The 20,353-nt window shown below is 74.8% G+C and carries 27 protein-coding genes and 1 pseudogene (1 of these 28 only partly in view); 18 read left to right on the forward strand and 10 right to left on the reverse strand.

What is annotated here, in order from left to right:
- A protein-coding gene (locus KPL57_RS61745; RefSeq protein ID WP_020622564.1) for a CvpA family protein crosses the window boundary here: on the reverse strand, positions 1-354 show its 5' portion. It extends 165 nt beyond the left edge of the window; 354 of the gene's 519 nt are visible here — the first part of the coding sequence; its start codon is at positions 352-354; its stop codon lies beyond the left edge, outside the window.
- Between the two features lie 136 nt (positions 355-490).
- Between KPL57_RS61745 and KPL57_RS61750 the strand changes: the two genes are divergently transcribed.
- The 9 genes from KPL57_RS61750 to KPL57_RS61790 all read left to right on the forward strand — a co-directional run bounded on the left by KPL57_RS61750 (position 491) and on the right by KPL57_RS61790 (position 7,981).
- Positions 491-1,195: a response regulator transcription factor gene (locus KPL57_RS61750; RefSeq protein ID WP_226359056.1), complete on the forward strand. Its 705-nt coding sequence runs from the start codon at positions 491-493 to the stop codon at positions 1,193-1,195.
- Positions 1,192-1,470: a hypothetical protein gene (locus tag KPL57_RS61755; protein ID WP_226359057.1), complete on the forward strand. Its 279-nt coding sequence runs from the start codon at positions 1,192-1,194 to the stop codon at positions 1,468-1,470. The genes KPL57_RS61750 and KPL57_RS61755 overlap by 4 nt, the downstream gene beginning before the upstream one ends.
- Positions 1,467-2,735, forward strand: a complete 1,269-nt coding sequence (locus KPL57_RS61760; RefSeq protein ID WP_226359058.1) for a cell wall metabolism sensor histidine kinase WalK — start codon at positions 1,467-1,469, stop codon at positions 2,733-2,735. Before KPL57_RS61755 ends, KPL57_RS61760 begins: the two co-directional genes overlap by 4 nt.
- Positions 2,736-2,781: 46 nt before the next feature.
- On the forward strand, positions 2,782-3,936 hold the full coding sequence (locus KPL57_RS61765) for an AI-2E family transporter (protein WP_226359059.1): 1,155 nt from the start codon (positions 2,782-2,784) through the stop codon (positions 3,934-3,936).
- 118 nt (positions 3,937-4,054) lie between these two features.
- Positions 4,055-5,704 (forward strand): PP2C family protein-serine/threonine phosphatase, encoded by a 1,650-nt coding sequence (locus tag KPL57_RS61770; protein WP_226359060.1) that lies wholly within the window; start codon positions 4,055-4,057, stop codon positions 5,702-5,704.
- Positions 5,701-6,831 carry a B12-binding domain-containing protein gene (locus KPL57_RS61775; RefSeq protein WP_226359061.1) on the forward strand — a complete coding sequence of 377 codons (1,131 nt, stop codon included), beginning with the start codon at positions 5,701-5,703 and terminating at the stop codon, positions 6,829-6,831. Before KPL57_RS61770 ends, KPL57_RS61775 begins: the two co-directional genes overlap by 4 nt.
- On the forward strand, positions 6,828-7,190 hold the full coding sequence (locus KPL57_RS61780) for an STAS domain-containing protein (RefSeq protein WP_226359062.1): 363 nt from the start codon (positions 6,828-6,830) through the stop codon (positions 7,188-7,190). The genes KPL57_RS61775 and KPL57_RS61780 overlap by 4 nt, the downstream gene beginning before the upstream one ends.
- Before the next feature lie 61 nt (positions 7,191-7,251).
- A complete protein-coding gene (locus KPL57_RS61785) occupies positions 7,252-7,401 on the forward strand; it encodes a hypothetical protein (protein WP_226359063.1) in 150 nt (49 codons plus the stop codon).
- 34 nt (positions 7,402-7,435) lie between these two features.
- Positions 7,436-7,981 (forward strand): Dps family protein, encoded by a 546-nt coding sequence (locus tag KPL57_RS61790; RefSeq protein WP_226359064.1) that lies wholly within the window; start codon positions 7,436-7,438, stop codon positions 7,979-7,981.
- Positions 7,982-8,045: 64 nt separating this feature from the next.
- Here KPL57_RS61790 and KPL57_RS61795 read toward each other — a convergent pair whose 3' ends face one another.
- Genes KPL57_RS61795 through KPL57_RS61805 form a run of 3 tightly spaced genes read right to left on the reverse strand, consistent with a single transcriptional unit; the run spans position 8,046 to position 9,670 of the window.
- Positions 8,046-8,765 (reverse strand): metal-dependent transcriptional regulator, encoded by a 720-nt coding sequence (locus tag KPL57_RS61795; RefSeq protein ID WP_020621474.1) that lies wholly within the window; start codon positions 8,763-8,765, stop codon positions 8,046-8,048.
- Between the two features lie 28 nt (positions 8,766-8,793).
- Positions 8,794-9,348 carry a TetR/AcrR family transcriptional regulator gene (locus KPL57_RS61800; RefSeq protein ID WP_075308730.1) on the reverse strand — a complete coding sequence of 185 codons (555 nt, stop codon included), beginning with the start codon at positions 9,346-9,348 and terminating at the stop codon, positions 8,794-8,796.
- Positions 9,341-9,670, reverse strand: a complete 330-nt coding sequence (locus KPL57_RS61805) for a multidrug efflux SMR transporter (protein ID WP_020621476.1) — start codon at positions 9,668-9,670, stop codon at positions 9,341-9,343. The genes KPL57_RS61800 and KPL57_RS61805 overlap by 8 nt, the downstream gene beginning before the upstream one ends.
- 117 nt (positions 9,671-9,787) lie before the next feature.
- On the opposite strand from KPL57_RS61805, the gene KPL57_RS61810 reads away from it, so the two are divergent.
- The 6 genes from KPL57_RS61810 to KPL57_RS68835 all read left to right on the forward strand — a co-directional run bounded on the left by KPL57_RS61810 (position 9,788) and on the right by KPL57_RS68835 (position 13,797).
- Positions 9,788-10,675, forward strand: coding sequence for a nicotianamine synthase family protein (locus KPL57_RS61810; protein WP_226359065.1), 888 nt, complete (start codon positions 9,788-9,790; stop codon positions 10,673-10,675).
- 102 nt (positions 10,676-10,777) lie between these two features.
- Entirely contained in the window at positions 10,778-11,203 is a 426-nt protein-coding gene (locus tag KPL57_RS61815) for a DUF4383 domain-containing protein (protein ID WP_020621478.1), read from the forward strand.
- Positions 11,204-11,520: 317 nt separating this feature from the next.
- Positions 11,521-12,267 carry a response regulator transcription factor gene (locus KPL57_RS61820; protein WP_226359066.1) on the forward strand — a complete coding sequence of 249 codons (747 nt, stop codon included), beginning with the start codon at positions 11,521-11,523 and terminating at the stop codon, positions 12,265-12,267.
- A gap of 23 nt (positions 12,268-12,290) precedes the next feature.
- Positions 12,291-12,827 carry a hypothetical protein gene (locus tag KPL57_RS71385; RefSeq protein WP_226359067.1) on the forward strand — a complete coding sequence of 179 codons (537 nt, stop codon included), beginning with the start codon at positions 12,291-12,293 and terminating at the stop codon, positions 12,825-12,827.
- Positions 12,824-13,675 carry a HAMP domain-containing sensor histidine kinase gene (locus KPL57_RS71390; RefSeq protein ID WP_226359068.1) on the forward strand — a complete coding sequence of 284 codons (852 nt, stop codon included), beginning with the start codon at positions 12,824-12,826 and terminating at the stop codon, positions 13,673-13,675. The genes KPL57_RS71385 and KPL57_RS71390 overlap by 4 nt, the downstream gene beginning before the upstream one ends.
- Positions 13,672-13,797, forward strand: a complete 126-nt coding sequence (locus KPL57_RS68835; RefSeq protein ID WP_264200022.1) for a hypothetical protein — start codon at positions 13,672-13,674, stop codon at positions 13,795-13,797. The genes KPL57_RS71390 and KPL57_RS68835 overlap by 4 nt, the downstream gene beginning before the upstream one ends.
- A gap of 48 nt (positions 13,798-13,845) precedes the next feature.
- Here KPL57_RS68835 and KPL57_RS61835 read toward each other — a convergent pair whose 3' ends face one another.
- Positions 13,846-14,199, reverse strand: a complete 354-nt coding sequence (locus tag KPL57_RS61835) for a TraR/DksA C4-type zinc finger protein (protein WP_020621482.1) — start codon at positions 14,197-14,199, stop codon at positions 13,846-13,848.
- 32 nt (positions 14,200-14,231) lie between these two features.
- Here KPL57_RS61835 and KPL57_RS61840 point away from each other — a divergent pair, with 32 nt between their 5' ends.
- Positions 14,232-14,672 carry an NUDIX domain-containing protein gene (locus KPL57_RS61840; RefSeq protein ID WP_226359069.1) on the forward strand — a complete coding sequence of 147 codons (441 nt, stop codon included), beginning with the start codon at positions 14,232-14,234 and terminating at the stop codon, positions 14,670-14,672.
- Between the two features lie 5 nt (positions 14,673-14,677).
- On the opposite strand, the gene KPL57_RS71395 is transcribed toward KPL57_RS61840, so the two are convergent.
- Together KPL57_RS71395 and KPL57_RS61850 are read right to left on the reverse strand one after the other, a co-directional pair.
- Positions 14,678-15,379, reverse strand: a complete 702-nt coding sequence (locus KPL57_RS71395) for a DUF664 domain-containing protein (RefSeq protein ID WP_308253391.1) — start codon at positions 15,377-15,379, stop codon at positions 14,678-14,680.
- Positions 15,297-15,623 carry a hypothetical protein gene (locus KPL57_RS61850; protein ID WP_226359070.1) on the reverse strand — a complete coding sequence of 109 codons (327 nt, stop codon included), beginning with the start codon at positions 15,621-15,623 and terminating at the stop codon, positions 15,297-15,299. Before KPL57_RS61850 ends, KPL57_RS71395 begins: the two co-directional genes overlap by 83 nt.
- Positions 15,624-15,738: 115 nt before the next feature.
- On the opposite strand from KPL57_RS61850, the gene KPL57_RS71400 reads away from it, so the two are divergent.
- Positions 15,739-16,962, forward strand: a complete 1,224-nt coding sequence (locus tag KPL57_RS71400) for a GNAT family N-acetyltransferase (protein ID WP_308253387.1) — start codon at positions 15,739-15,741, stop codon at positions 16,960-16,962.
- Between the two features lie 49 nt (positions 16,963-17,011).
- Here the strand turns inward: KPL57_RS71400 and KPL57_RS61865 are convergent.
- The 3 genes and pseudogenes from KPL57_RS61865 to KPL57_RS61875 form a co-directional block, all read right to left on the reverse strand.
- Positions 17,012-17,921 (reverse strand): annotated as a pseudogene (locus KPL57_RS61865) (IS5 family transposase); the annotation flags it as partial.
- A 14-nt stretch (positions 17,922-17,935) separates the two neighbouring features.
- The gene (locus KPL57_RS61870) at positions 17,936-18,943 is read right to left on the reverse strand and encodes a BtrH N-terminal domain-containing protein (RefSeq protein WP_226359071.1); all 1,008 of its coding nucleotides are present in this window, start codon (positions 18,941-18,943) and stop codon (positions 17,936-17,938) included.
- Entirely contained in the window at positions 18,936-19,460 is a 525-nt protein-coding gene (locus KPL57_RS61875) for a PadR family transcriptional regulator (RefSeq protein WP_226359072.1), read from the reverse strand. Before KPL57_RS61875 ends, KPL57_RS61870 begins: the two co-directional genes overlap by 8 nt.
- A 146-nt stretch (positions 19,461-19,606) precedes the next feature.
- Here KPL57_RS61875 and KPL57_RS61880 point away from each other — a divergent pair, with 146 nt between their 5' ends.
- Complete coding sequence (locus KPL57_RS61880; protein WP_226359073.1) at positions 19,607-20,344, forward strand: GntR family transcriptional regulator; 738 nt, start codon at positions 19,607-19,609, stop codon at positions 20,342-20,344.
- The last annotated feature ends 9 nt before the right edge of the window (positions 20,345-20,353 follow it).

Raw genomic sequence — 20,353 nt, forward strand, 5'->3', positions numbered from 1 at the left:
CGAGACCAGCCAGATCACCAGGAGGGCGGTCACGGCGCCGGTGACGGCGCCGACGATGCGGTCCAGGAAGGACAGCTTGCCGCGGGCGAGAACCCGGCTGACCAGTCCGCCGAGGAACCCGCCGACCAGCGAGCCCAGCAGCAGGCCTGCGATCACCCCGGCCAGGCCCCACAGCCAGGCCGAGTCGGGGGTGTCCCCGTAGCGGGCCAGGTTCGAGCCCCAGGCGGCGCCGAGGCCGGCGCCGACCACGAGGCCGAGCAGGCGCCCGGCGCGGGCCACGCCGCCGAGGCGGCGGAACCCGCCGATCGCGGCGGCCAGCACGATGATCAGGACGATCACGTCGAGCAGGGTCATCTCTTCCTCTCCGTGCCGCGGGCCGGGTGGCTCGTCGTCTCGGTGTCCGGCTCGACAGTGCCCGCGGTACCTGAGACGGACCTGAATCCGGCGGGTCCTTCAGCTCCCCCTCAGCCGCACGGCGCACCCTTGTCCGGTGAGCACACGCCAGGACGACGACAGCCGTGGCCCCACGACCCGGGTCCTGGTGCTCGAGGACTCCGACGCCATCCGCGAGTCCGTCGTGGACGCGCTGGCCGACGCCGGGCACGTGGCCGAGGGCGTCGTCGACGGCGTCGCGTTCGAGGAGCGGCTCGCCGCGTTCCGGCCGGACCTCGTCGTCCTGGACGTGATGCTGCCCGGCGGGCGCGACGGGTTCGAGCTGATCGACGTCGTGCGCGGGTACGGGGACGCCGGGATCGTCATGCTCACCGCGCGCGACGCGCTGACCGACCGGCTCCGCGGGCTCGACTCCGGCGCCGACGACTACGTCCTCAAGCCGTTCGCGCTCGACGAGCTCGTCGCCCGGGTCGCGGCGGTGCTGCGTCGCCGGGGCAGGCTGCCGTCCGCGGTGCAGGTGGGCGACCTCGTCCTCGACCCGGACGCCGCCGTCGCCGCCCGCGGGGGGACGGTGCTGGAGCTGTCCGCAACCGAGCTGCGGCTCCTCACTTACCTCGCCGAGCAGCGCGGACGCACCGTCTCCAAGGCGCAGATCCTGCGCTCGGTCTGGGGCTACGACGCCTACGACCCCAACCTCGTCGAGGTCCACGTGTCGGCGCTGCGTCGCAAGCTGGAGGCCCACGGCCCCCGGCTGCTGCACACCGTGCGGGGCCTCGGCTACTCGCTGCGCGGACCGGCATGAGCTCCGCCGCCGCGCCGGCCCGCACCACACCACGGGCCCGCACCGCGACGCCGTCGCTGCGCCGCCGGGTCACGGCCGCGGTGCTCGGGGTGGTGGCGGTGCTGCTGGTCCTGGTGGTGGTGCTCGTCGACGTGCTGCTCGGGGCCCGTCTGGAGTCCGATCTGGACTCCGAACTGCGGGGCCGGGTGGTGCAGGCCCAGCAGCTGATCGCCGCGGGCGCCACCCCGGAGGAGCTGGTCACCAGCTCTCCGGGCAGCAGATCCGGATCAAGGTGACCACCGCCGACGGGAAGGTCATGGGCGACCCCGGTCTGAGCCCACCCGGCACCCCGCCGCCCGGCGGGCGCCGGGACCGCGGCCCCGGTGGGGACCGCACCGGGGGCGACGACACCGGGGGCGACACCACCGACCACGCCGGGGACGAGCACACCGACGACCCCGCCGTCGTGCCGGCCGCCCCGGTCCCGGGCGGGCGCCCACCCGTCCCGCCGGACATCGGCAGCCGCACCGTGACCCTCGACGCCACCGACGGGGCGGAGGTCGAGCTCGTCGCCGACGCCGCCGACGTCACCCAGGTCCGCAACGGCCTGCGCGCGGTGCTGGCCGGGTCGGTGCTGCTGACCCTGCTCGTCGCCCTCGGGGCGGTGTCGTTCGTCGTGCGGACCGCGCTGCGTCCCCTGGACCGGATGACCGCGCTCGCCGGGCGGATCACCGCCGGCGAACGCGACGCACGCCTGCGGCCCGACCGCCCGCACACCGACCTCGGCACCGCGGCCGCGGCGATGGACGGCATGCTCGACGCCCTCACCGACGCCGCGCGGCGCTCCCGGGAGGAGGCCGAGCGGACCCGGGTGTTCCTCGCCGACGCCGCGCACGAGCTGCGGACGCCGCTGGCCGGGATCACCGCCGTCGCCGAGACGCTGGAGCGGTCCGGGCTCGACGCCGACCCCGCACGGCGGGCCCGACGCCTGGAACTGCTGCTCGGCGAGACGCGCCGGGCCGGGCGGCTCGTCACCGACATGCTCGACCTCGCCCGCATCGACGGCGGCACCGCGGTGGCGCCCCGGGAGGTCGACGTCGCCGGGATCGCCCGCGCCGAGACCGAACGGGCCGCGGTGCTCGCGCCCGGCCTGACCGTCGACGGCCGCGGGGAGCCCGCCACGGTGCGCGCCGACCCGCAGGCGGTGTCGCGCATCCTCGCCAACCTGCTCGACAACGCCCGCAGGCACACCCCCGCCGGCGGACGGATCGACGTCGTCACCCGGGCCGACCTGGCGGCCGGGACCGTCTCGGTCTCGGTGCGCAACACCGGCACCCCGATCGCCGACGGCGACCGCGAGCGCGTCTTCGACCGGCTCGTCCGGCTGCAGGACGCCCGCGACCGGGACAGCGGGGGCGCCGGGCTCGGCCTGGCGATCGCCCGCGGCCTCGCCCGCGCGCACGGCGGCGAGCTCACCTGCCCGCCCGACGACGACGGCGCCACCTTCGTCCTCACCCTGCCCGTGACGGGCCCGGACGGCGGCGGCGGACTACCGTCGTGACGTCACGCAACCGCCAGCCCGACGACACCCGATCCAGGAGGCCGCGGTGACCGAGGAACCGCGGATCCCCCGGGGTCTGGTCACCGCGTCGAGCCTGGCCTGGCGCGGTCTGCTCGTCGCGACCGCCGTCGCCGTCGTGCTGTGGCTGATCGCGCAGCTCGCGGTGCTCGTCGTACCGGTGGTGCTCGCGCTGATCCTGACCGCGCTGCTCGCGCCGGTGGCCCGGGTCGTGAACCGGGTGCCGCTGGTGCCCCGCGGCGTCGCGACGGGCGTCGTCGTCGCGGGCGGGCTGGCGGTGGCGGTCGGGGTGCTGTGGTGGGCGGTCGCGGCGTTCCTCGACGGGCTGCCGAGCCTGTCGGCGAGCATCGGGGAGACCGTCGTCGCGCTGCGGGACCGGCTGGCCGGCCCGCCGTTCCGGCTCGACGACACCCAGCTCGCGGCCGTGTTCCAGTCGGTGCTCGACACGCTGCAACGCAACCAGGCCGCGCTGGCGAACAACGTGATCGGCGCCCTGGGCACCGCGGGCGAGCTGGCCGCCGAGACCCTGCTCATGCTGTTCGTGCTGATCTTCCTGATCCACGACGGAGCGCGGATCTGGCGGTTCGTCCTCGGTGCGGCGCCGCAGCACGTGCGCCGCCGGGCCGACGTCGCGGGCCGGCGGGCGTTCGCGTCGCTGGTCGGCTACACCCGGGCGACGGTCGTCGTCGCGGCGGTCGACGCGGTGACCGCCGCGGTCGGCCTGTGGCTGATCGGCGTACCGCTGGTCGTCCCGCTGGCGACGCTGATCTTCTTCGGCGCGTTCGTCCCGACCGTCGGCGCGGTCGTGACCGGGATCGTGGCGGTGCTGGTCGCGCTCGCCTCCGGCGGTTGGGTGGACGCGCTACTCGTGATCGGTCTGCTCCTGATCGTGCAGAACGTCGAGGGCTACATCCTGCAGCCGTTGCTGCTGGGCCGGTCGGTGCGGCTGCACCCGCTCGCGGTGGTGCTGCCGATCAGCGCCGGTCTGATCGTCGGCGGGGTCCCCGGAGCGCTGCTCGCGGTGCCGCTGGTGACCCTCGCCGACGCCGGGGTCCGCTCACTGCGCCGACCCGGCGACGGGACGCTGCGCGACGCGGGCACCGTCGACCCGTTGGACCCGCGGTCGGCGCGGCCGCTGCGCGGCGAGGGCCCCGGACCGGCCACGCTCCCCGGCCCGGTCTGATCCGCGACGCTGCGCGCCACGGAGGGACACGGGTCCGATGCGCGGTACGGTGGGGCAGTTCCGCGTCCCGGGTCTCCCCGGGCGCCGACAAGCGGCCCGCACCGGGCCAGGAGTTGATGTGACCGAACTGGAGCCGACGACCGGCGACGCGACCGTACTTCCGGACGCGCCGGCCGTGGTCGATCGGCGCTGGACCAACGCCCCCTGTGCCGCACTCACCGTCGGGACCGACGGGACCGTGCTGCAGGCCAACGACGCCGCACGCCCGCTGCTGCCCCGGGTCCGGGTCGGGGACCCGGTGTCCCGGGTCGCCCCGTGGCTGGCGACCGCGGGCGGCTGTGACCAGAGCATCCCCCGGGCGTTCTCCGACGTCGTCGACGGCCGCGCGCTGGAGGCCCAGCCCGTCCGGCACGAGGACGGCTCGGTCACCTGGTGGCTGTTCGACGTCACCGACGTCCGGTCGATCCGCGACGAGCTGCACCTGGAGCAGGCCCGCGCCGCGTTCCTGTCCGAGGCCTCGGCCGCGCTGCTGGGCTCGCTGAACCTCCGTCGCTGCATGGAGGTCACCGCCCAGCTCGCCGTGAGCCGGCTGGCCGACGGGGCGCTCGTGATGACCCCGGGCACCCGCGGGCAGTTCGAGGTCGTCGACGCCGTCAGCGGCGGCCCGCTGCGGCACCGGATGCTGCACGTCGACCCGGACGAGGTCCCCGGCCTGGCCGAGGCACTGCAGGGCTACCCGCCGGTCCCCTCGCGCTGGATCGACCCCGCCGTCGCTCCCGCCTGGGTGACACCGGAGGGGTTCGGTGACGTCGGCTCGATCGTCGTCACCCCGCTGCCGGGGCACGGCATCCCGGCCGGCGCCATCGTGCTCCTGCGCCGCGCCGACACCGGGCCGTTCAGCGAGGGCGAGGAGGCGACCGCCCGCGAGTTCGCAGCCCGGTCGGGACTCGCGATGTCGGCGGCCCGCATGTTCGCCCAGCAGGCCTCGATCACCGAGGTCCTCATGCGCGACCTGCTGCCGCCGTCGCTGCAGCACGTCTGCGGCGTCGAGTTCGCCGGTGGCTACCGGCTGGCGCAGGACTCCGAGCGGGTCGGCGGGGACTTCTACGACGTGCACTCCGGCGTGGACGGGTCCGAGGAGACCCTCGCCGTGCTGGGGGACGTGTGCGGCAAGGGCCTGGAGGCCGCCGTGCTCACCGGCAAGATCCGCAGCGCGGTGCACGCGCTGCTGCCGATGGCCGACGACCACCTGCGGCTGCTGCGCCTGCTCAACAACGCGCTGCTGTCCGACGACCACGCCCGTTTCGTGACGCTGGTGCTGGCGTCGGTGGCGCGCGCCGGGGCGGACGTCCGGCTGCGCCTGACCTGCGCGGGCCACCCGCCACCGATGATCATCCGCGCCGACGGCCGCGTCGAGGACGCGGCGACGCTCGGCACGCTGATCGGGGCGCTGCCCGAGGTCCACGCGTCGACGTGGGAGACCCGGCTCGGGCCCGGCGAGACCTGTCTGCTGTACACCGACGGCATCACCGAGGCCCAGGGCGGCCCGCTGGGCCGCGAGCAGTTCGGCGAGGAGCGCCTGCGTCGCGCGGCGGCCGAGTGCGCCGGGATGCCGGCCGAGGCCGTCGTCGAGCGGGTGCAGATGCTCGCCACCGAGTGGGTGGGGCGCAACGCCCACGACGACATGGCCCTCCTCGCGGTCACCGCGCCGCGCGGCCGACACCTCACCGCGGTGGGTGGTTCGAGCCGGGGCAGGTACACCGCATGACGGCCGGGCGCTACACCGACCTGCTGTGGGACGCGGTGCTGCGCAGCGACGAATACACCGCGGTCGACGTCGTCGTGGACGCGCTGCGCGACGGCCTGGAGGCCGAGACGGTGCTGCTCGAGGTGATCGGCGCAGTACAGCGGCGGGTGGGGCGCGAGTGGGCGGCCAACCGCATCTCCGTCGCCCAGGAGCACGCCGCGACCGCGATCAACGAGCGTGTGATCAGCACCCTGGCGCTGTCCAGCGGGCGTCGCCGCGGCGACCTGGGCCGGATCACCGTCGCCTGCGTCGACGGCGAGTGGCACGCGCTGCCCGCCCGGCTGCTGGCCGAGGTGCTGCGGCTGCGCGGGTTCAGTGTCGACTACCTGGGTGCGCAGGTCCCCGCGGCGCACCTGGTCACCCACCTGCACCGGACCGGCCCGGACGCGGTGGCGCTGTCGTCGTCGATCGCGACCCGGCTGCCGACCGCGCACGCCACCATCACGGCCTGCCAGGCCGCGGGCGTCCCGGTGATCGTCGGTGGCGGGGCGTTCGGGCCGGACGGCCGCTACGCCCGGCTGCTCGGCGCCGACGCCTGGGCCCCGGACGCACGGGCCGCCGCACGGACCCTCGCCGACGGGCTGCCCGCCCCGGCGCACCCGCACGCCCAGCCGCTCGACGACCTGCCGCACCTGTCCGACCAGGAGTACACGCTGGTCACCCGTGGTGCGCCGCGGCTGGTCGCGGCGGTGCTGGACCGCCTGCCCGAGCGTGTCCCGGCGATGGCCGACTACGACGACGACCAGCGCCGACACACCGCCGAGGACGTCCGGCACGTGGTCGACTTCCTCGCCGTCGCCCTCTACACCGGCGACGCCGAGCTGTTCGAGCAGTTCCTCGGCTGGACCGCCGACGTACTCGAGGCCCGGTCGGTCCCGGTGGCCGTCCTGCGCCCGGTCCTGGATCTGCTCGGCGACGAGCTGCGCGACTTCACCCGGGCGGCGGCGCTGCTGCGGCACGCGGCCGCGTCCGCGGCGCTCACCCGCGGCCCGGGCTCCCCCGTCCCGACCGTCGCCGTCACCGAGGGCTCCGGCACCGACACAGATCCCGACGCCGCGACCCTGCACCGAACCGGAAGGCCCGCATGAGCGCCCCGCGAGAGCTGTCCCTCACCTGGACCAGCCCCGCGCCCGACCTCGTGACGGTCGCGCCGGACGGTGACCTCGACTACGCCACCTCCGACGCCCTGGCCGACGCCGTCGCCGCCCTGCTGGACGAGCGGCCCGGTATCCGCGAGCTGCGGATCGACTGCGCCGGGATCGAGTACTGCGACTCCTACGGCCTGTCGTCGCTGCTGATGGTCCGCAGGCGGACCCACGCCGCAGGGGTCGTGCTGCACCTGGACAACCGCTCCGGCGCGCTGGAGCGGCTGCTGCGCGTCACCAGCACCCTGGAGCACCTCACCGGCGCCGGCGGGTCGGCGCGGGAGCAGAAGCTCGACACCTGAGCCGCTCGGCCGGCGTGGCGACGGCGGACATGAAATCCCGCCGACCGGGTACCCGCCTGTCATGACGACGCCGGAGAAGGACCAGCACGACGAGAACGCGGTCCCGACCGAGCAGAGCGACACCCCGGTCGACGAGACCCCCGACGGCGACGGCGTCCATCTCGCCGCCCAGCCCGTCGAGGACGACGACCCCCGCACTGCGGCGTCCTGAGCAACGCACCCGTTACGGAAGGACTGCACAGACCATGGCCACGATCCGTTACACCGTCCCCGGCCTCGAGCGCGGCGACGCCGAGCAGGTCGTCGACATCCTGCAGCACCGTCTGCACGCCCTCAACGACCTCCAGCTCACGCTCAAGCACGTGCACTGGAACGTGATCGGCCCGAACTTCATCGCGGTGCACGAGATGCTCGACCCGCAGGTGGACGCGGGTCGCGGGTTCGTCGACGACGTCGCCGAGCGCATCGCGACCCTCGGCGGCTCGCCGAACGGCACCCCCGGCGCTCTGGTCAGGGACCGCACCTGGGACGACTACTCGATCGGCCGCGACCAGGCGATCGCCCACCTCGGCGCGCTCGACGTCGTCTACACCGGGGTCATCTCCGACCACCGGACCCAGATCGAGAAGGTCGGCGCTCTCGACCCGGTGACCGAGGACATGCTCATCGCCCAGGCGGGCGAGCTGGAGCAGTACCAGTGGTTCGTCCGGGCGCACCTGGAGAACGCCGACGGTTCGCTGAACACGCAGGGCAGCAACGGTGAGGCGGGCGCGGCCGACGCCGCGCGCTGACCTTCCCGCCGCTCGATCCCGAGGCCCGGTCCCGCCGTCGTGCGGGGCCGGGCCTCCGTCGTGCTCAGCCCGAGCCGGCCCCCTCGACGGCGCCCACCCACAGGGCCATCGCCAGCGTCGGGCCCCACTCGTGCTCGACCTCGGCCGGTGCGGGACGGGTCTGTTCGCGGTCACGGCGCAGCCGCACCACGAACGGCCCCTCGAAGGGCTTGCGGGTCAACAGGTCGACCCGGTCGCCGAGGCGCACGTCGTGCGCGTCGAGGAAGCGGAGCACCTCGGGGTCGGTGTCGTCGACGCGGACCAGGGTGCCGCCCTCGCCGTAGCGCAGGTCCGGCAGCCGGCGGGCGTGGACCACCGGCATCGTGCCGTCGCTCGCCGGGATGGGATCGCCGTGCGGGTCGAACCGGGGATGCCCGAGCCGGCTGTCGATCCGGTCGAGCAACCGGTCGGAGACCGCGTGCTCGAGCGCCTCCGCCTCCTCGTGCACCTCGTCCCACGCCAGGTCCAGCTCGGTGACCAGGAACATCTCCAGCAGCCGGTGCCTGCGCACCACGGCGAGCGCGGAGGCCCGCCCGGCCGGGGTGAGGGTGATCCCGGCGTAGCGGGCGTGGTCGACCAGCCCGGCGTCGACGAGCTTGCGCACCATCCCCGACGCCGACGGCGACGAGACCTGCAGCCGCTCGGCCAGCGCGGAGACCCCGACCGACCCCTCCCACCGCTCCGAGAGCAGGAAGATGGTCTTCAGGTAGTTCTCCACGGACTCCGAGAGGCGCTCGGCGCTCATGCCACCACGGTATCCCGGCGCGGGGGACTCAGGCGGTTCCGGCCGCGCAGAGCCGGGCCAGCAGACCGGCGTCGACCGGCGAGCCGAGCGCCCCGCCGAGGGTCAGCCCGTTGACCGCGGCGGCCAGCAGGGCGCGCCGGTCGGCGTCGTCGGGGAGGAGCCGGGCGGCGGCCGCGTCGAGCGCGGCGTCCCAGCGGTCCAGCTCTCCGCGCAGGTCCGGGCGCCGCGCGGCCAGCAGGAACAGCTCGTACTCGGCGATCGCGGTGACCCGCTCCTGACGGGCGCAGTCCTCGACGAGCGCGACGAGGTCGTCGGGGGTCGTGACCGCGTCGAGCCGGGCGATCCAGCGGTCGTTCACCGCGGTGAGGGTCGCGACCAGCAGCGCGTCGACGCTGGGGTGGTAGTAGAAGACCGCACTGGGCGGCACCCCCGCCTCCGCCGCGACCGCCCGCTGGCTGACCGCGGCGACCCCACCCGCGCCGACCAGCCGCAGCGTGGCCTCGACCAGCTCGCGACGGCGCCGGTCCCCCCGACGGCGGCGGCCGTCGCCCCCGGGGGTGTCCGGTCCCGCCGGATCAGGCATGCGAGGTCGCACCACCCAGCTCCAGGGCGAGCACCCCGGCGATCACCAGCCCGATCCCGCCGAGCTGGACCCAGGTCAGCGACTCACCGAGGAAGAACACCCCGATCAGGGCGACGAGCGCCACCCCCGCCGCGGCCCAGGTGCCGTAGGCGACCCCGAGCGACATCCCGCGGCCGAGCGCCTGGGACAGCGACCAGAACGCCAGCCCGTAGCCGACCACCGTGATCATCGACGGCACCAGCCTGCTGAAACCCTGCGAGAACCGCAGCGCCACCGTTCCGGTGACCTCGGCGCCGATCGCGAGCGCGAGCCATCCCCACATCGCCGGGCTCCTCCCCGTCTGTCCGTTACCGGCCACATTGTAGAGCGATCGCTCAGGTTTTCTGCCACCCGGACGAACGAGCCCGACATGATTGTCATTGGCTTACGGTGGATCATCGTGACCACGCAGAGCAGTCGGACGACCGCGCCCGGTTTCCCCGCACCCCGCCGTCCGCGCGACGACGGCTCCGTCGCCGATGTCGCGTCCCGCCTCGTGGCCCTGCGACGACGGCTGGAGCGCACCGACCTGCGGCCCGCCCAGGACACCGACGACGCGTTCGGCGAGCTCGTCGGGCTCTGTTGTTTTCCGCCCGCGGGCTGTACCGAGGGCGTCCTGGCGCGGGTCGCCCCGCACTCGGACGCCCTGCGGACCCTCGCCGCGACCGGCGAGGGCCACATGGAGAGCCACTGGGCGGACCGGATCGCCGCCGCCCCCGACGCCCGGGCCGAGCTGGAACGGTTCCCCTACCTGGGCAACTATCACGACCTCGTCCGGCTGGAGCTCGCCGCGCTGACCGCCGTCGGCCTGCCGGCGCCGCGCCGCGTCGTCGTGCTCGGGTCGGGGCCGCTGCCCCTGACCGGTCTGGTGCTGGCCACCGAGCACGACGCGCAGGTGCTGCACGTCGACCGGGACCGGGCTGCCGCCGCCGCGGGGGACGCGGTCGCCGCCGCCCTCGGGACCGACGGGCGGGTCCGCAGTCTGGTCGCCGACCTCGACGACCCGCGGCTGTCCCCCGCCCTCGCCGACGAGCTGGGCCGGGCCGACCTCGTGCTCGTCGGGGCGCTGGTCGGTGCCGACGCCGCCGCCAAGGCAGCGATCACCGCCCGGCTGGTCACGGCGACCGGTCCGGGCGCGACCCTGCTCGTCCGGTCCGCCGCGGGGCTGCGGACGCTGCTCTACCCCGAGATCGTCCCGGCCGACCTGCCCGCACTCGACGTGCTCCTCGAGGTGCACCCGCGCACCGACGTCGTCAACTCCGTCCTGGTGGCCCGCGCCGCCACGTGAGGTGCGTCGCTCCCGGGGTTGGGAGCGGGTCCGGCCGGGCAACCGCCGTCGGACAGGGCGCAGCGGCGCGCCGGAGGACGACGGACCGAGGAGGTCGGGTCGATGATGCGCACGACGGGCGGGTTCTCCCGGCCCTTCACCCCGGTACAGCCGGTCGCGGCGGCGTTCGCCGTGGCGTTCCTGCTGGTCGGAGCCCTGGGATTCGTCCCGGGGGTGACCTCGGGCGAACTCGCCGTGCTGCCCGGTGGCGGCACCGCGGTGCTCGCCGGGCTGCTGCCGGTGTCGGTGCTGCAGAACGTTCTGCACCTGGTCACCGGGCTGGCCGGACTGGTCTGCGCGCGCTCGCGTGTCGCGTCGCGGGTGGTGCTCGCTGCCGGCGGCGTCGTCGCGCTGCTGAGCGCCGCCGTCGCCCCGGACGTCGTGGGTGCGGCCCTGGTGGTCGTCGCCGTCGCGATGATCGGTTGCGCAACGCTGCTGCGCGGCCGCCCCGTGGTGCGCCCGCCCCGCCGCGGAGCCGCCGCGGCCTGATACCTGGACGGGGCGTGACCCCCGTGGTCCGATGGCGGTGTGTCCGACACACCGTCCGCCGGAACCCCGGTCACCGGACGACACCCCGACCACGGCCACGAGGCCGAGGTCGGCGACCCGGTGTGCTGGCTGGACCGGCTCTGCACGGACTGCGGGGCGATGCCCTCCCCCACCGGCGACGGCGGGCCGCCGCAGACCTGCTGGCGCTGCGGCGCCGCCGTCACGCACCCGTCCGGCTTGCGATCGCCTGACGATCGTCTCCGGCCCGGCGCCGGAGTCGACGGGACCGGCCCGGATCCGGTGGAATCGCCGTCATCATGAGCGAACACGGCCGGACCCGGGTGCTGCTGGTCGACGACGACGTCCGGATCGGGCGTGCCCTCGGTCTCGCCCTGGGCGACGAGGGCGTCGACGTCGAGGCGGTGCACACCGGCGAGCAGGCCCTGGTCAGTGCCGCCCGGCCGGACGTCGACGTGGTGCTGCTGGACCTGATGTTGCCCGGCATCGACGGCCTCACGGTCTGCCGGCGGCTGCGGGAGACCGGTGACCTGCCGATCATCATGGTGACCGCGCGCTCGGACTGCGCCGACGTCATCGCCGGGCTGGAGGCGGGCGCCGACGACTACGTGACCAAGCCGCTGGTGGCCGGGGAGCTGGCCGCCCGCATCCGGGCGCTGCTGCGTCGCCGGCGTCCGGCACCGGCGGCACCACGCCGGATCACCGTCGGGGACGTGGAGTTGCGCCCGGACGAGGGCACGGTGCTCCGGGACGGCGTCCCGGTGCACCTGACCCGCACCGAGTTCCGGCTGTTCGCCGAGCTCGCCGCGGCGGGCGGGCGGATCGTGACCCGCGACGAGCTGCTGTCGCGAGTGTGGGGCTACGAGTACCACGGCGACACCCGGCTGCTGGACGTCCACGTGCGACGACTGCGGCGCAAGGTCGAGCTCGACCCGGACCGGCCGGTCCTCGTACTGACCGTGCGCGGCGCCGGGTACAAGATCGGCGACGCCGGACCGGACGCCGCGCTGCCGGGCGTCGTCCCGGTGTCGGGCCGCGGTGGGTGAGCGGGCGCGGCAGGATGCGGTCCGTGCTGGACCGACTGCCGCTGGACCGACTGCCACTGGGCCGGCTTCCGCTGCGTCACCGGGTCGGCGTCGCGTTCGCCGGGGTGTCGATGGTGGTGACCGGGTTGTTCGCGGCGGTCACCTGGAGCCTCGCATCGTACTACCTGGTGGAGCAGCGGGTGGAGAGCGCCACCCGCCAGCTCGCGGTGAACCTCCAGCTCGTCGACCGGGCGTTGGTCGATGACACGCACGTCGGCGGTCTCGACGACCTGCTGACCGGCCTCGCGGGCACCCCGGGCACCACGGTCGCGCTGCGCCGCGACGGGACGTGGACGACCAGCGGCCGTGAGGTCGATCCCGAGGCGCTTCCGGCGGGGCTGCTGGCGATGGCCGGGAACGGGACCGGGGCACGACAGCGGGTGATGGTGGCGGGGATGCCGAGCGTCGTCGTCGCGGCGCCGATGTCCGGCGGCGACGTGTTCGTCGAGGTCTTCCCGATGCAGCGGCTCGACGCCAACCTGAAGTTCCTCAGCGTCGTGCTGTTCGCCGGGTCGCGGTGAGTGCCCTGCTGGGGCTCGCGCTGGGCCAGTGGGCCGGGCGGCGTGCGCTGCTGCCGCTCACCGCGGTGACCCGGGCCGCGGAGCGGATCGCCGGCGGCGACCTGACCGCACGGCTGCCGTCGAGCACCGACGCCGAGCTCGCCCCGCTCGTCGCGACGTTCAACCGGACCGCCGACGACCTGGAGCAGCGGGTGTCGCGCGACGCCCGGTTCGCCGCGGCCGTCGCGCACGAGCTGCGGTCACCGCTGACGACGCTGGTGAACGCGGCCGCGGTGCTGACCCGGCGGCGCGCCGAGCTCGCGCCGACCGCGCGGGAGGCCGTCGAGCTGCTCGACGGCGAGATCCAGCGCTTCCGCCGGATGGTCCTGGACCTGCTGGAGATCTCCCGCAGCGACACCCTGCAGCGGGAGGACGGCGAGCTCGGCGCGTTGGTCCGGGGGCTCGTCGCGGTCCGCGGCGGGGAGCACGTCCCCGAGGTCGACGCCACGGAGCCGGTGACCGTGCGGGTCGACCGCCGTCGTCTCGACCAGATCCTGGGCAACCTGCTGGACAACGCCGACGCACACGGCGGCGGCGCGCTGCGGATCGGCGTCGCGCGCCGGGGCCGGTTCGCCCGGATCGAGGTCGACGACGCGGGCCCCGGCATCCCGCCCGAGCAGCGGCGGGCGGTGTTCGAACGGTTCGCCCGTGGGACCCTGGCCGGCAGCCGCGGCGACGGCGGCGGCACCGGTCTCGGGCTGTCCCTGGTCGCCGCGCACGTGCGCCGCCACGACGGCCGGGTGTGGGTGGAGGAACGCCCCGGCGGCGGGACCCGGGTCGTCGTCGAGTTGCCAGGGGTGGACACGTGAGGACCCGGCTGTGCACCGCGGCGCTGGGGCTGCTGCTCGTCACCGGGTGCGGGGTGACCCTCGACGACGAGCCGGAGCCGATCGCCCGCCCGCCGGCACGGCCGCCCCCACTCCGACGGTGACGGTCCTGCCGACACCGACACCGACACCGCCCCGGCCGCCCGCGCCCGCTACCGGCGGCGACGCCGGCGCGGGTCCGACGCGCAGCTGATGCAGGTCGTCGCGGCAGGCAGCGCCTCCAGCCGTTCCGGCGCGATCGGTCCGCCACAGACCACGCAGCGCCCGTAGCCGCCCGCGGCCAGGCGCTCCGCCGCCCGGTCGAGGTCGTCGCGCTCCTGCTCCGCGGCGGCGAGCAGCCCCTGGAGCTGGGCGCGCTGCACCGCGATCGTCACGCCCTCGGGGTCGTGCTCGTCGTCGTGGCTGGTCAGGGCCTGCTGGTCGGCGAGGTCGTCGAGCTCGTGGCGCAGCGAGCCGACCCACTCCTGGGCACGGGCGCGGGCGGCGGCGAGGGTGGTGGGGTCCACCACCCCAGGATGCGCCCCGGCAGACTGCGGTGGTGAGCCTTCCGCGTCCGCTGTCCGGTGTCGGCGTCGTCCTGGAGCGCGCCGACGGCGCGGTCGCCGTCGGGCACCGGGTCACCGCCGGGGAGACGCCGAGCTGGTCGTTCCCGGGCGGCCATCTGGAGGGCGGGGAGCCGGTCGTCGCCGCGGCGCTGCGCGAGCTGGCGGAGGAGACCGGCGTCGTCGCGGCGACGGGGACGTTGTTCGCGGTGTGCGTCCGGCTCGACGGCGCGGGGGTGACCTTCGCGGTGCACGTGCCCGCACCCGCCGGGGCGGAGCTGCGGGTGACCGAGCCGCACGCGATCGACGCCTGGGCCTGGGCCGACCCGGACGACCTGCCCGGACCGGTGTTCGCCCACACCGCCGCCGTCCGCCACGCCTGGCGCCGCCCCGGCGTCGCGCTCGACGGCTGGGACCTGCACCGCGTCGCGCCCTGAGGCGGCTACTCGCCGGTGGATCCGGTGGCGAGCTCGACGACGACGTCCAGGTGGCCGAGGTGGCGGGCGTACTCCTGGACGACGTGCAGCAGCGTCCGCTCGATCGTCGCGGGCGGTGCGCCGGCCCAGCGCCCGCTCGGCACCCCCGCGGCACCGGGCCCCACCGACTCCGCGATCTCGCGGGTACGCCGGCCCTGCGCGGCGAGCGCGGCGGCGACGTCGTCCGCGCCGTCCCCGGACGGCAGCGCCCACAGCCCGTCGACGTGGTCGGCCCAGGGGTCCGGGAGGTCGGCGTCGACGAAGCCCCACTCCAGCCAGCGGCGCTCCATGCAGCGGAGGTGGTGCAGCAGCTCCGCGGGAGACCAGCCCGACGGGAGCCTGCTGGCCGTGCGCTCGGGCTCGGGCAGCGCGGCGTACTTGTCGAGGACGCGGTCACGGTAGAAGTCGACGTAACCGAGCAGCAGGGCGGTCGTGGAAGGAGCCGGGTCGGACGGCTCGGGGAGCCGGGGTCCCGGCGCAGGTGCAGCAGCGGGAACGGCCGGCCCCGACCGTCGCGCTCGGAGCGCCCGGTCCGGACGAACCCCAGGCGCTCGTAGAACCCGACCGCGCCCGGGTTCTGCTCGTTCACGTCGAGCTCCACCCGCGCCGTGCCGACGGTGGCCGCGGCCAGGAGCGCGGAGCCGACGCCCGACCGTGCGCGGACGGATCGACGAACAGCGCCTCGACCCGGTGGCCGTCGGTGCCGATCCAGCCGACCGGGGTGCCGTCGGCGCGCTGCGCGACCAGGACCGACAGTGCGGGCAGGGCAGCCGTGCGGACCTCGGTCTCGATCTCGTCGACGTCGTCCGGGGTGAGGAAGGTGTGCGTGGCCTCGACCGCCCGCCGCCAGATGCGGACCAGCTCGGGGTGGTCGGCGGGGGTGGCCGTGCGGACGGTCGGGGAGCTGCTCACCGGGACAGGATCGCAGCGGTGTCGACCGGGTTCGCCCACCGCGGGCCGGCGTCCGCGACGGGCGGCGGCCCGGATCACGGTCGACACCGGGAGCGGCGCCGTCGACGATCGCCCCATGACCGTCCTGGACGTCCTCCTGCCGCGGCTCGTCGCGTTGCCCGGGGTGCTCGCCGTGTCGCTGGGCGGCAGCCGGGCCCGGGGCACCCACCGCCCGGACAGCGACTGGGACCTCGGCGTCTACTACCGCGGCGGGTTCGACGCCCGGGCGCTCGGGCGCCTCGGCTTCGCCGGGCACGTCGCGCCGCCGGGCGAGTGGGGACGCATCGTCAACGGCGGGGCGTGGCTGACCGTCGAGGGCGAACCGGTGGACGTGCTGCTGCGCGACCTCGACGTCGTCGACGCCTGGCGCGCCGACGCCGACCACGGCCGGTTCGAGATCGACCAGGTCGAGGGTCATCTCGCCGGGCTGCCCACGTACACCCCGCTCGGCGAGATCGCCGTGAACCAGGTGCTCGCCGGTCAGCTGCCGACCATCGCCTACCCCGCGGACCTGCGCGAGGCGGCGCAGGAACGCTGGCGCTGGAACGCCGCGTTCTCACTGGCGATCGCCGAGCAGCACGTCCGGCGGGGCGACCGGACCCTCGCACTCGGCATGATGTCGCGCGCCACCGCTCAGGCGGCGCACGCCGTCATGGCCGGGCGGGGTGCGTGGGTCCTGGGCGAGAAGGGGCTCGTGGACGACGCTGGTCTCGGTGCCGCCCACGACGTCCTCGGCAACGACCGGGCCGACCCGGCCGAGGTGCTCCACGAGCTGAACGCGCTGCTCGACGCACCCCGGCCGCAGGAGCTCCGCAGCCACCGCACGCGTGCACGGACCCTCCGCCTCCGGCCCGCCGACGCCGGCGAGGTCCTGACCCTGCAGCGTGCGGCCTACGTGCCGGAGGCCCGGGCGCACGAGGACATCGACCTGCCGCCGCTCACCGAGCACCTGGCGGAGATCCGCGAACAGCTGGCCGACGGGTCGGTGACCGCCTGGGGTATCCGCGACGACGGCCGGCTGGTCGCCGCCGTACGGATCACCCGGTCGGGGAGCACCGCCGTCGTGAGCCGGCTGGTGGTCGCTCCGGACCGGCAGGGCGAGGGCCTGGGGTCGGGCCTGCTCCGCCACGCGGAGGAGCAGCTCGACGACGGCGTGTCGGTGATCGAGCTGTTCACCGGCGAGCACAGCGTCACGAACCTGCGGCTCTACGACCGGCTCGGGTTCCGGGAGACCCACCGGACCGACGCGGGGACCTACGCGCTGGTCCACATGGCGAAGCCCCGGGGCACCGCCCGATGACGCCGCGGGAGGAGCACCGGCCCACCGGCTGACCTCCGGCCCGGCTCAGAGCGTGTTTGGAAATTCTAGTGGGTTGAGGGTGTCGTGTGTTTCTGCTGGCGGGTGGCGGGGTATCCACGGGCGATGCGGCGGGTGATGGTGTTGATCGCGGCCCAGCGGATCATGGCTTCGGATGTGGTGGGGTGGCGTTCGTAGTCTCGGGCCAGGCGTCGGTGTGCGGTGAGCCAGGCCAGGGTCCGTTCGACCACCCACCTTCGTGGGAGGACGGTGAATCCGCGCTGCTCGGGTGGCTTGCGGATGATCTCGATCGTTGTCTGCAGGATCGTGGCGGCCCAGTCGAGCAGTCGCCCGGCGAAGCCGGCGTCGGCGTAGACGAACCGCACCCTGGTGCGCAGGTAGAGGTTGAGCAGGATCGGCTTGGCGCCGTCGCGGTCCTGTACCGAGGCCGAGCACACCATCGTGGTCAGCAGCAGACCGAGGGTGTCGGTCACGATGAACCGTTTCCGTCCGCCTGTCTTCTTCCCGGCGTCGTAGCCGCGGGAGTCCTGGCCGACGGTGTCGGCGCCCTTGACCGACTGGGAATCGATGATCCCCGCACTCGGCTCCGGATCACGGCCCTCGGCGATACGTAACTGCCCCCGCACGACCGGGAGGATCTTCTCGGTGACCTTCTGCTGTTCCCACTGGTTGAAGTACCAGTAGACGGTCTGCCAGGGCGGGAAGTCCACCGGCAACGCCCGCCAGGCACACCCGGTCCGCACGACATACAAGATCGCGTCCAGCACGTCCCGACGAGCATGAGCAACAGGCCGCCCCCGCCGCGCGAGCGGCGGTAACAACGGCTCGATCACCACCCACTGGGCATCACTGGTGTCCGAGGGGTACCGGCGCGGTCGTTCCTGCATGCCGACCACGATGGAGCACCCCAGCCGTGTCGACCATCCCGACACACCCACCATTTCCAAACACGCTCTCAGAGCGACCGGAGGATGGTCATCGCCGCGGTCTCCAGGTCCGCGATCCGCAGCAGCAGCCCGGCGGCCTCGGTCAGGGCGGCCGGGTCCTCGTCCAGCCCGGCCCGCTCGACGAGTCCGGCGACGCGGGTCCACAGCGTCGCCGCCTCGGCGTACAGGTCCCGGCCCCGTTCGACCGACGCGACGCGCTCACCCGGGCCGGCGTCGTCGAGCAGCGGCAGGCAGGCGGTGAGGAAGTCGCGGTAGAGGTTGCGGAACAGCGCCCCGCCGGTGCCGGCCCGTTCCATGAGCATCGCCATCTGCGGCAGGTCCCGGTGCGGGTCCTCGACGCGGTCGAACCAGGACCCGGCGCGCTTCGCCGTCGTCCGGATGCCGCGGTGCCCGATGTTGGCGATCGGCGGGTGCAGGAACGCCTCGGCGCACTCGACGATCGCAGGCACGATCGCGGGGCCGGGGTCGACCGGCTCCCGGACCCGGCCGAACGTGAACGACCGGTGCGGCGCCGACATCGGCCCCCGTGCGGCGCGCGCCCGGGCCAGGCTGTCCAGGCTCGTGCTGACCCGGCCGCCCTGCTGCGCGGTGTCGAGGAGGTACGCGGTGTCCGCGTCGTAGCCGAGCAGAGCAACGACGTGGCCCGCGAAGTGGACCCGGGAGCCGAAGTAGTCCAGGTCGTGGCTGTCGAGCTGCAGTCCGACGGGAACGCCGTCGTCGACGAGGGTGCGGACCTGGTCCCACGCCCGGCGGGCGGACGAGGTCTCCTGCACGCGCAGGTCGAGATCGAGGCGGCGGGCGAGGGTGCGGGTCAGCTCGAACGGCTTGACCCGGCCACCCAGGAACGGCGCCGACTGCCGCTTGGAGTCCCAGTAGACGTACGACAGCCCGGAACCGAGCCCGAACAGCATCGGTTCGTCGAGGTGGACGCCGGCGTGCCCGAGGAGCGCGCCGAGCGCCGTCGTCTCGCAGTGGAGGCCTCCCGTGGAGGGGACGCCGGTGGACGCATCAGTCATCGGACACCTGGACCCGCTCGGCGAGCCACGACCTCTCCGCATGCAGCTGGGACAGGGAGAACGAGAAGACGTCGCGCGCCTCCGACGGGAGTGGCTCCTGTGCGGTCCGGGCCGCGACGACCGCGCCGATCCGCGTGTCGAGCCCGGCGAGCCGGGCCCGGAGCGCCTCCTCGACCTCGTGCGCGGGCAGCAGGGTCGAGTGGGCGAGGCCGGCGAGGAAGGAGCGGGCGGGGACCCCGGCGTCGGAGAGCAGCTCCCGGACGTCGGCGGCCGCGGTGCGGCGCCCCCGGTCGGTGATGCGGACGACGCGGCGGGCCTTCGGGGAGGGGCGGTCGTCGTCGGCCTCGGCCAGGCCGCGGGCGGTCAGCTTGTCGAGCAGGTAGTAGATCGAGGAGAAGCCGATGTCGGTCCAGCGGCGGACGCCACGCTCCTCGATGACCTGCTCGATGTCGTAGCCGTGGCGAGGGCGCTCGGCCAGTGCCCCGAGGACGACGAGCTCGCCGATGGTCAGTTCCACGGCCGATATTCTAGCACCAGAATAGAAGGGAGCACACCCGCACGAAACACGACGACACCGGCGCGAGACGCCGACGCAACGTGCCGCTCCTACCGTCTCCACCTGCTGTATCCAGCCCTGGACACAACAGGTGGGGAGAATCGTCGATGTCGAGCGCCGTCGAGCACGCGGGCCCGCCACCGCTGCGCGAGCGCGTCTACGCCGCCCTGCGGGACGACGTCGTCAACGGCACCATCGGCGCGGGGACCCGCCTCACCGAGCCGAAGCTCGCAGCGCGGTTCGGCATCTCGCGCACCCCGGTGCGCGAGGCCCTCGGCCGGCTCGTCGCCGACGGCCTCCTGCAGCGCGAGGAGGACTACGGCTACTCGGTCGTCGTCCCCGACCTGGCGGGGGTGCGCGACCTCTGGGAGGTCCGCATCGCGGTCGAACTGCGCGGGATCGACCGGTGCCGGGAGAACCCGGGCACCGTGCACGACGCCGGGGCGCTCCGCGCGGAGCTGGCCCGCTGGCACCGGATGCTCGAGGAGCCGCCCGAGGCGGGTCCGGGCTTCGTGCTGGAGGACGAACGGTTCCACAGCACGCTGCTCGCGGCGTCGGGCAACCCCGAGCTCGTCGCGGTGCTGACCGACGTGCACCGCCGGATCCGGCGGGTGCGGATGAACGACTACGTGCTCCCCGGTCGCGTCGAGGCGGCCGTGTCCGAGCACGTCGCCATCGGTGAGGCGGTCCTCGCCGGACGGCTCGACACCGCCCGCCACCTGCTGCACCAGCACATGGGCGCGTCGCTGGAGATCGTCACCGAGCGCGCCGGTCGTGCCCTGCTCGCCACCGACACCCGGGACCGCCGCCGCGGCCCGGCCACCCTCGACGTGAGGACCTCATGAGACTCGCCG

Source organism: Pseudonocardia sp. ICBG601 (assembly GCF_020496245.1).

Bases quoted from the DNA above. Each gene is read 5' to 3' on its own strand.
- KPL57_RS61755 (WP_226359057.1), top strand. From the start codon at position 1,192: ATGAGCTCCGCCGCCGCGCCGGCCCGCACCACACCACGGGCCCGCACC.
- KPL57_RS61775 (WP_226359061.1), top strand. From the start codon at position 5,701: ATGACGGCCGGGCGCTACACCGACCTGCTGTGGGACGCGGTGCTGCGC.
- KPL57_RS61780 (WP_226359062.1), top strand. From the start codon at position 6,828: ATGAGCGCCCCGCGAGAGCTGTCCCTCACCTGGACCAGCCCCGCGCCC.
- KPL57_RS61785 (WP_226359063.1), top strand. From the start codon at position 7,252: ATGACGACGCCGGAGAAGGACCAGCACGACGAGAACGCGGTCCCGACC.
- KPL57_RS61790 (WP_226359064.1), top strand. From the start codon at position 7,436: ATGGCCACGATCCGTTACACCGTCCCCGGCCTCGAGCGCGGCGACGCC.
- KPL57_RS61795 (WP_020621474.1), bottom strand. From the start codon at position 8,765: ATGAGCGCCGAGCGCCTCTCGGAGTCCGTGGAGAACTACCTGAAGACC.
- KPL57_RS61800 (WP_075308730.1), bottom strand. From the start codon at position 9,348: ATGCCTGATCCGGCGGGACCGGACACCCCCGGGGGCGACGGCCGCCGC.
- KPL57_RS61805 (WP_020621476.1), bottom strand. From the start codon at position 9,670: ATGTGGGGATGGCTCGCGCTCGCGATCGGCGCCGAGGTCACCGGAACG.
- KPL57_RS61815 (WP_020621478.1), top strand. From the start codon at position 10,778: ATGATGCGCACGACGGGCGGGTTCTCCCGGCCCTTCACCCCGGTACAG.
- KPL57_RS61820 (WP_226359066.1), top strand. From the start codon at position 11,521: ATGAGCGAACACGGCCGGACCCGGGTGCTGCTGGTCGACGACGACGTC.
- KPL57_RS71400 (WP_308253387.1), top strand. From the start codon at position 15,739: ATGACCGTCCTGGACGTCCTCCTGCCGCGGCTCGTCGCGTTGCCCGGG.
- KPL57_RS61870 (WP_226359071.1), bottom strand. From the start codon at position 18,943: ATGACTGATGCGTCCACCGGCGTCCCCTCCACGGGAGGCCTCCACTGC.
- KPL57_RS61880 (WP_226359073.1), top strand. From the start codon at position 19,607: ATGTCGAGCGCCGTCGAGCACGCGGGCCCGCCACCGCTGCGCGAGCGC.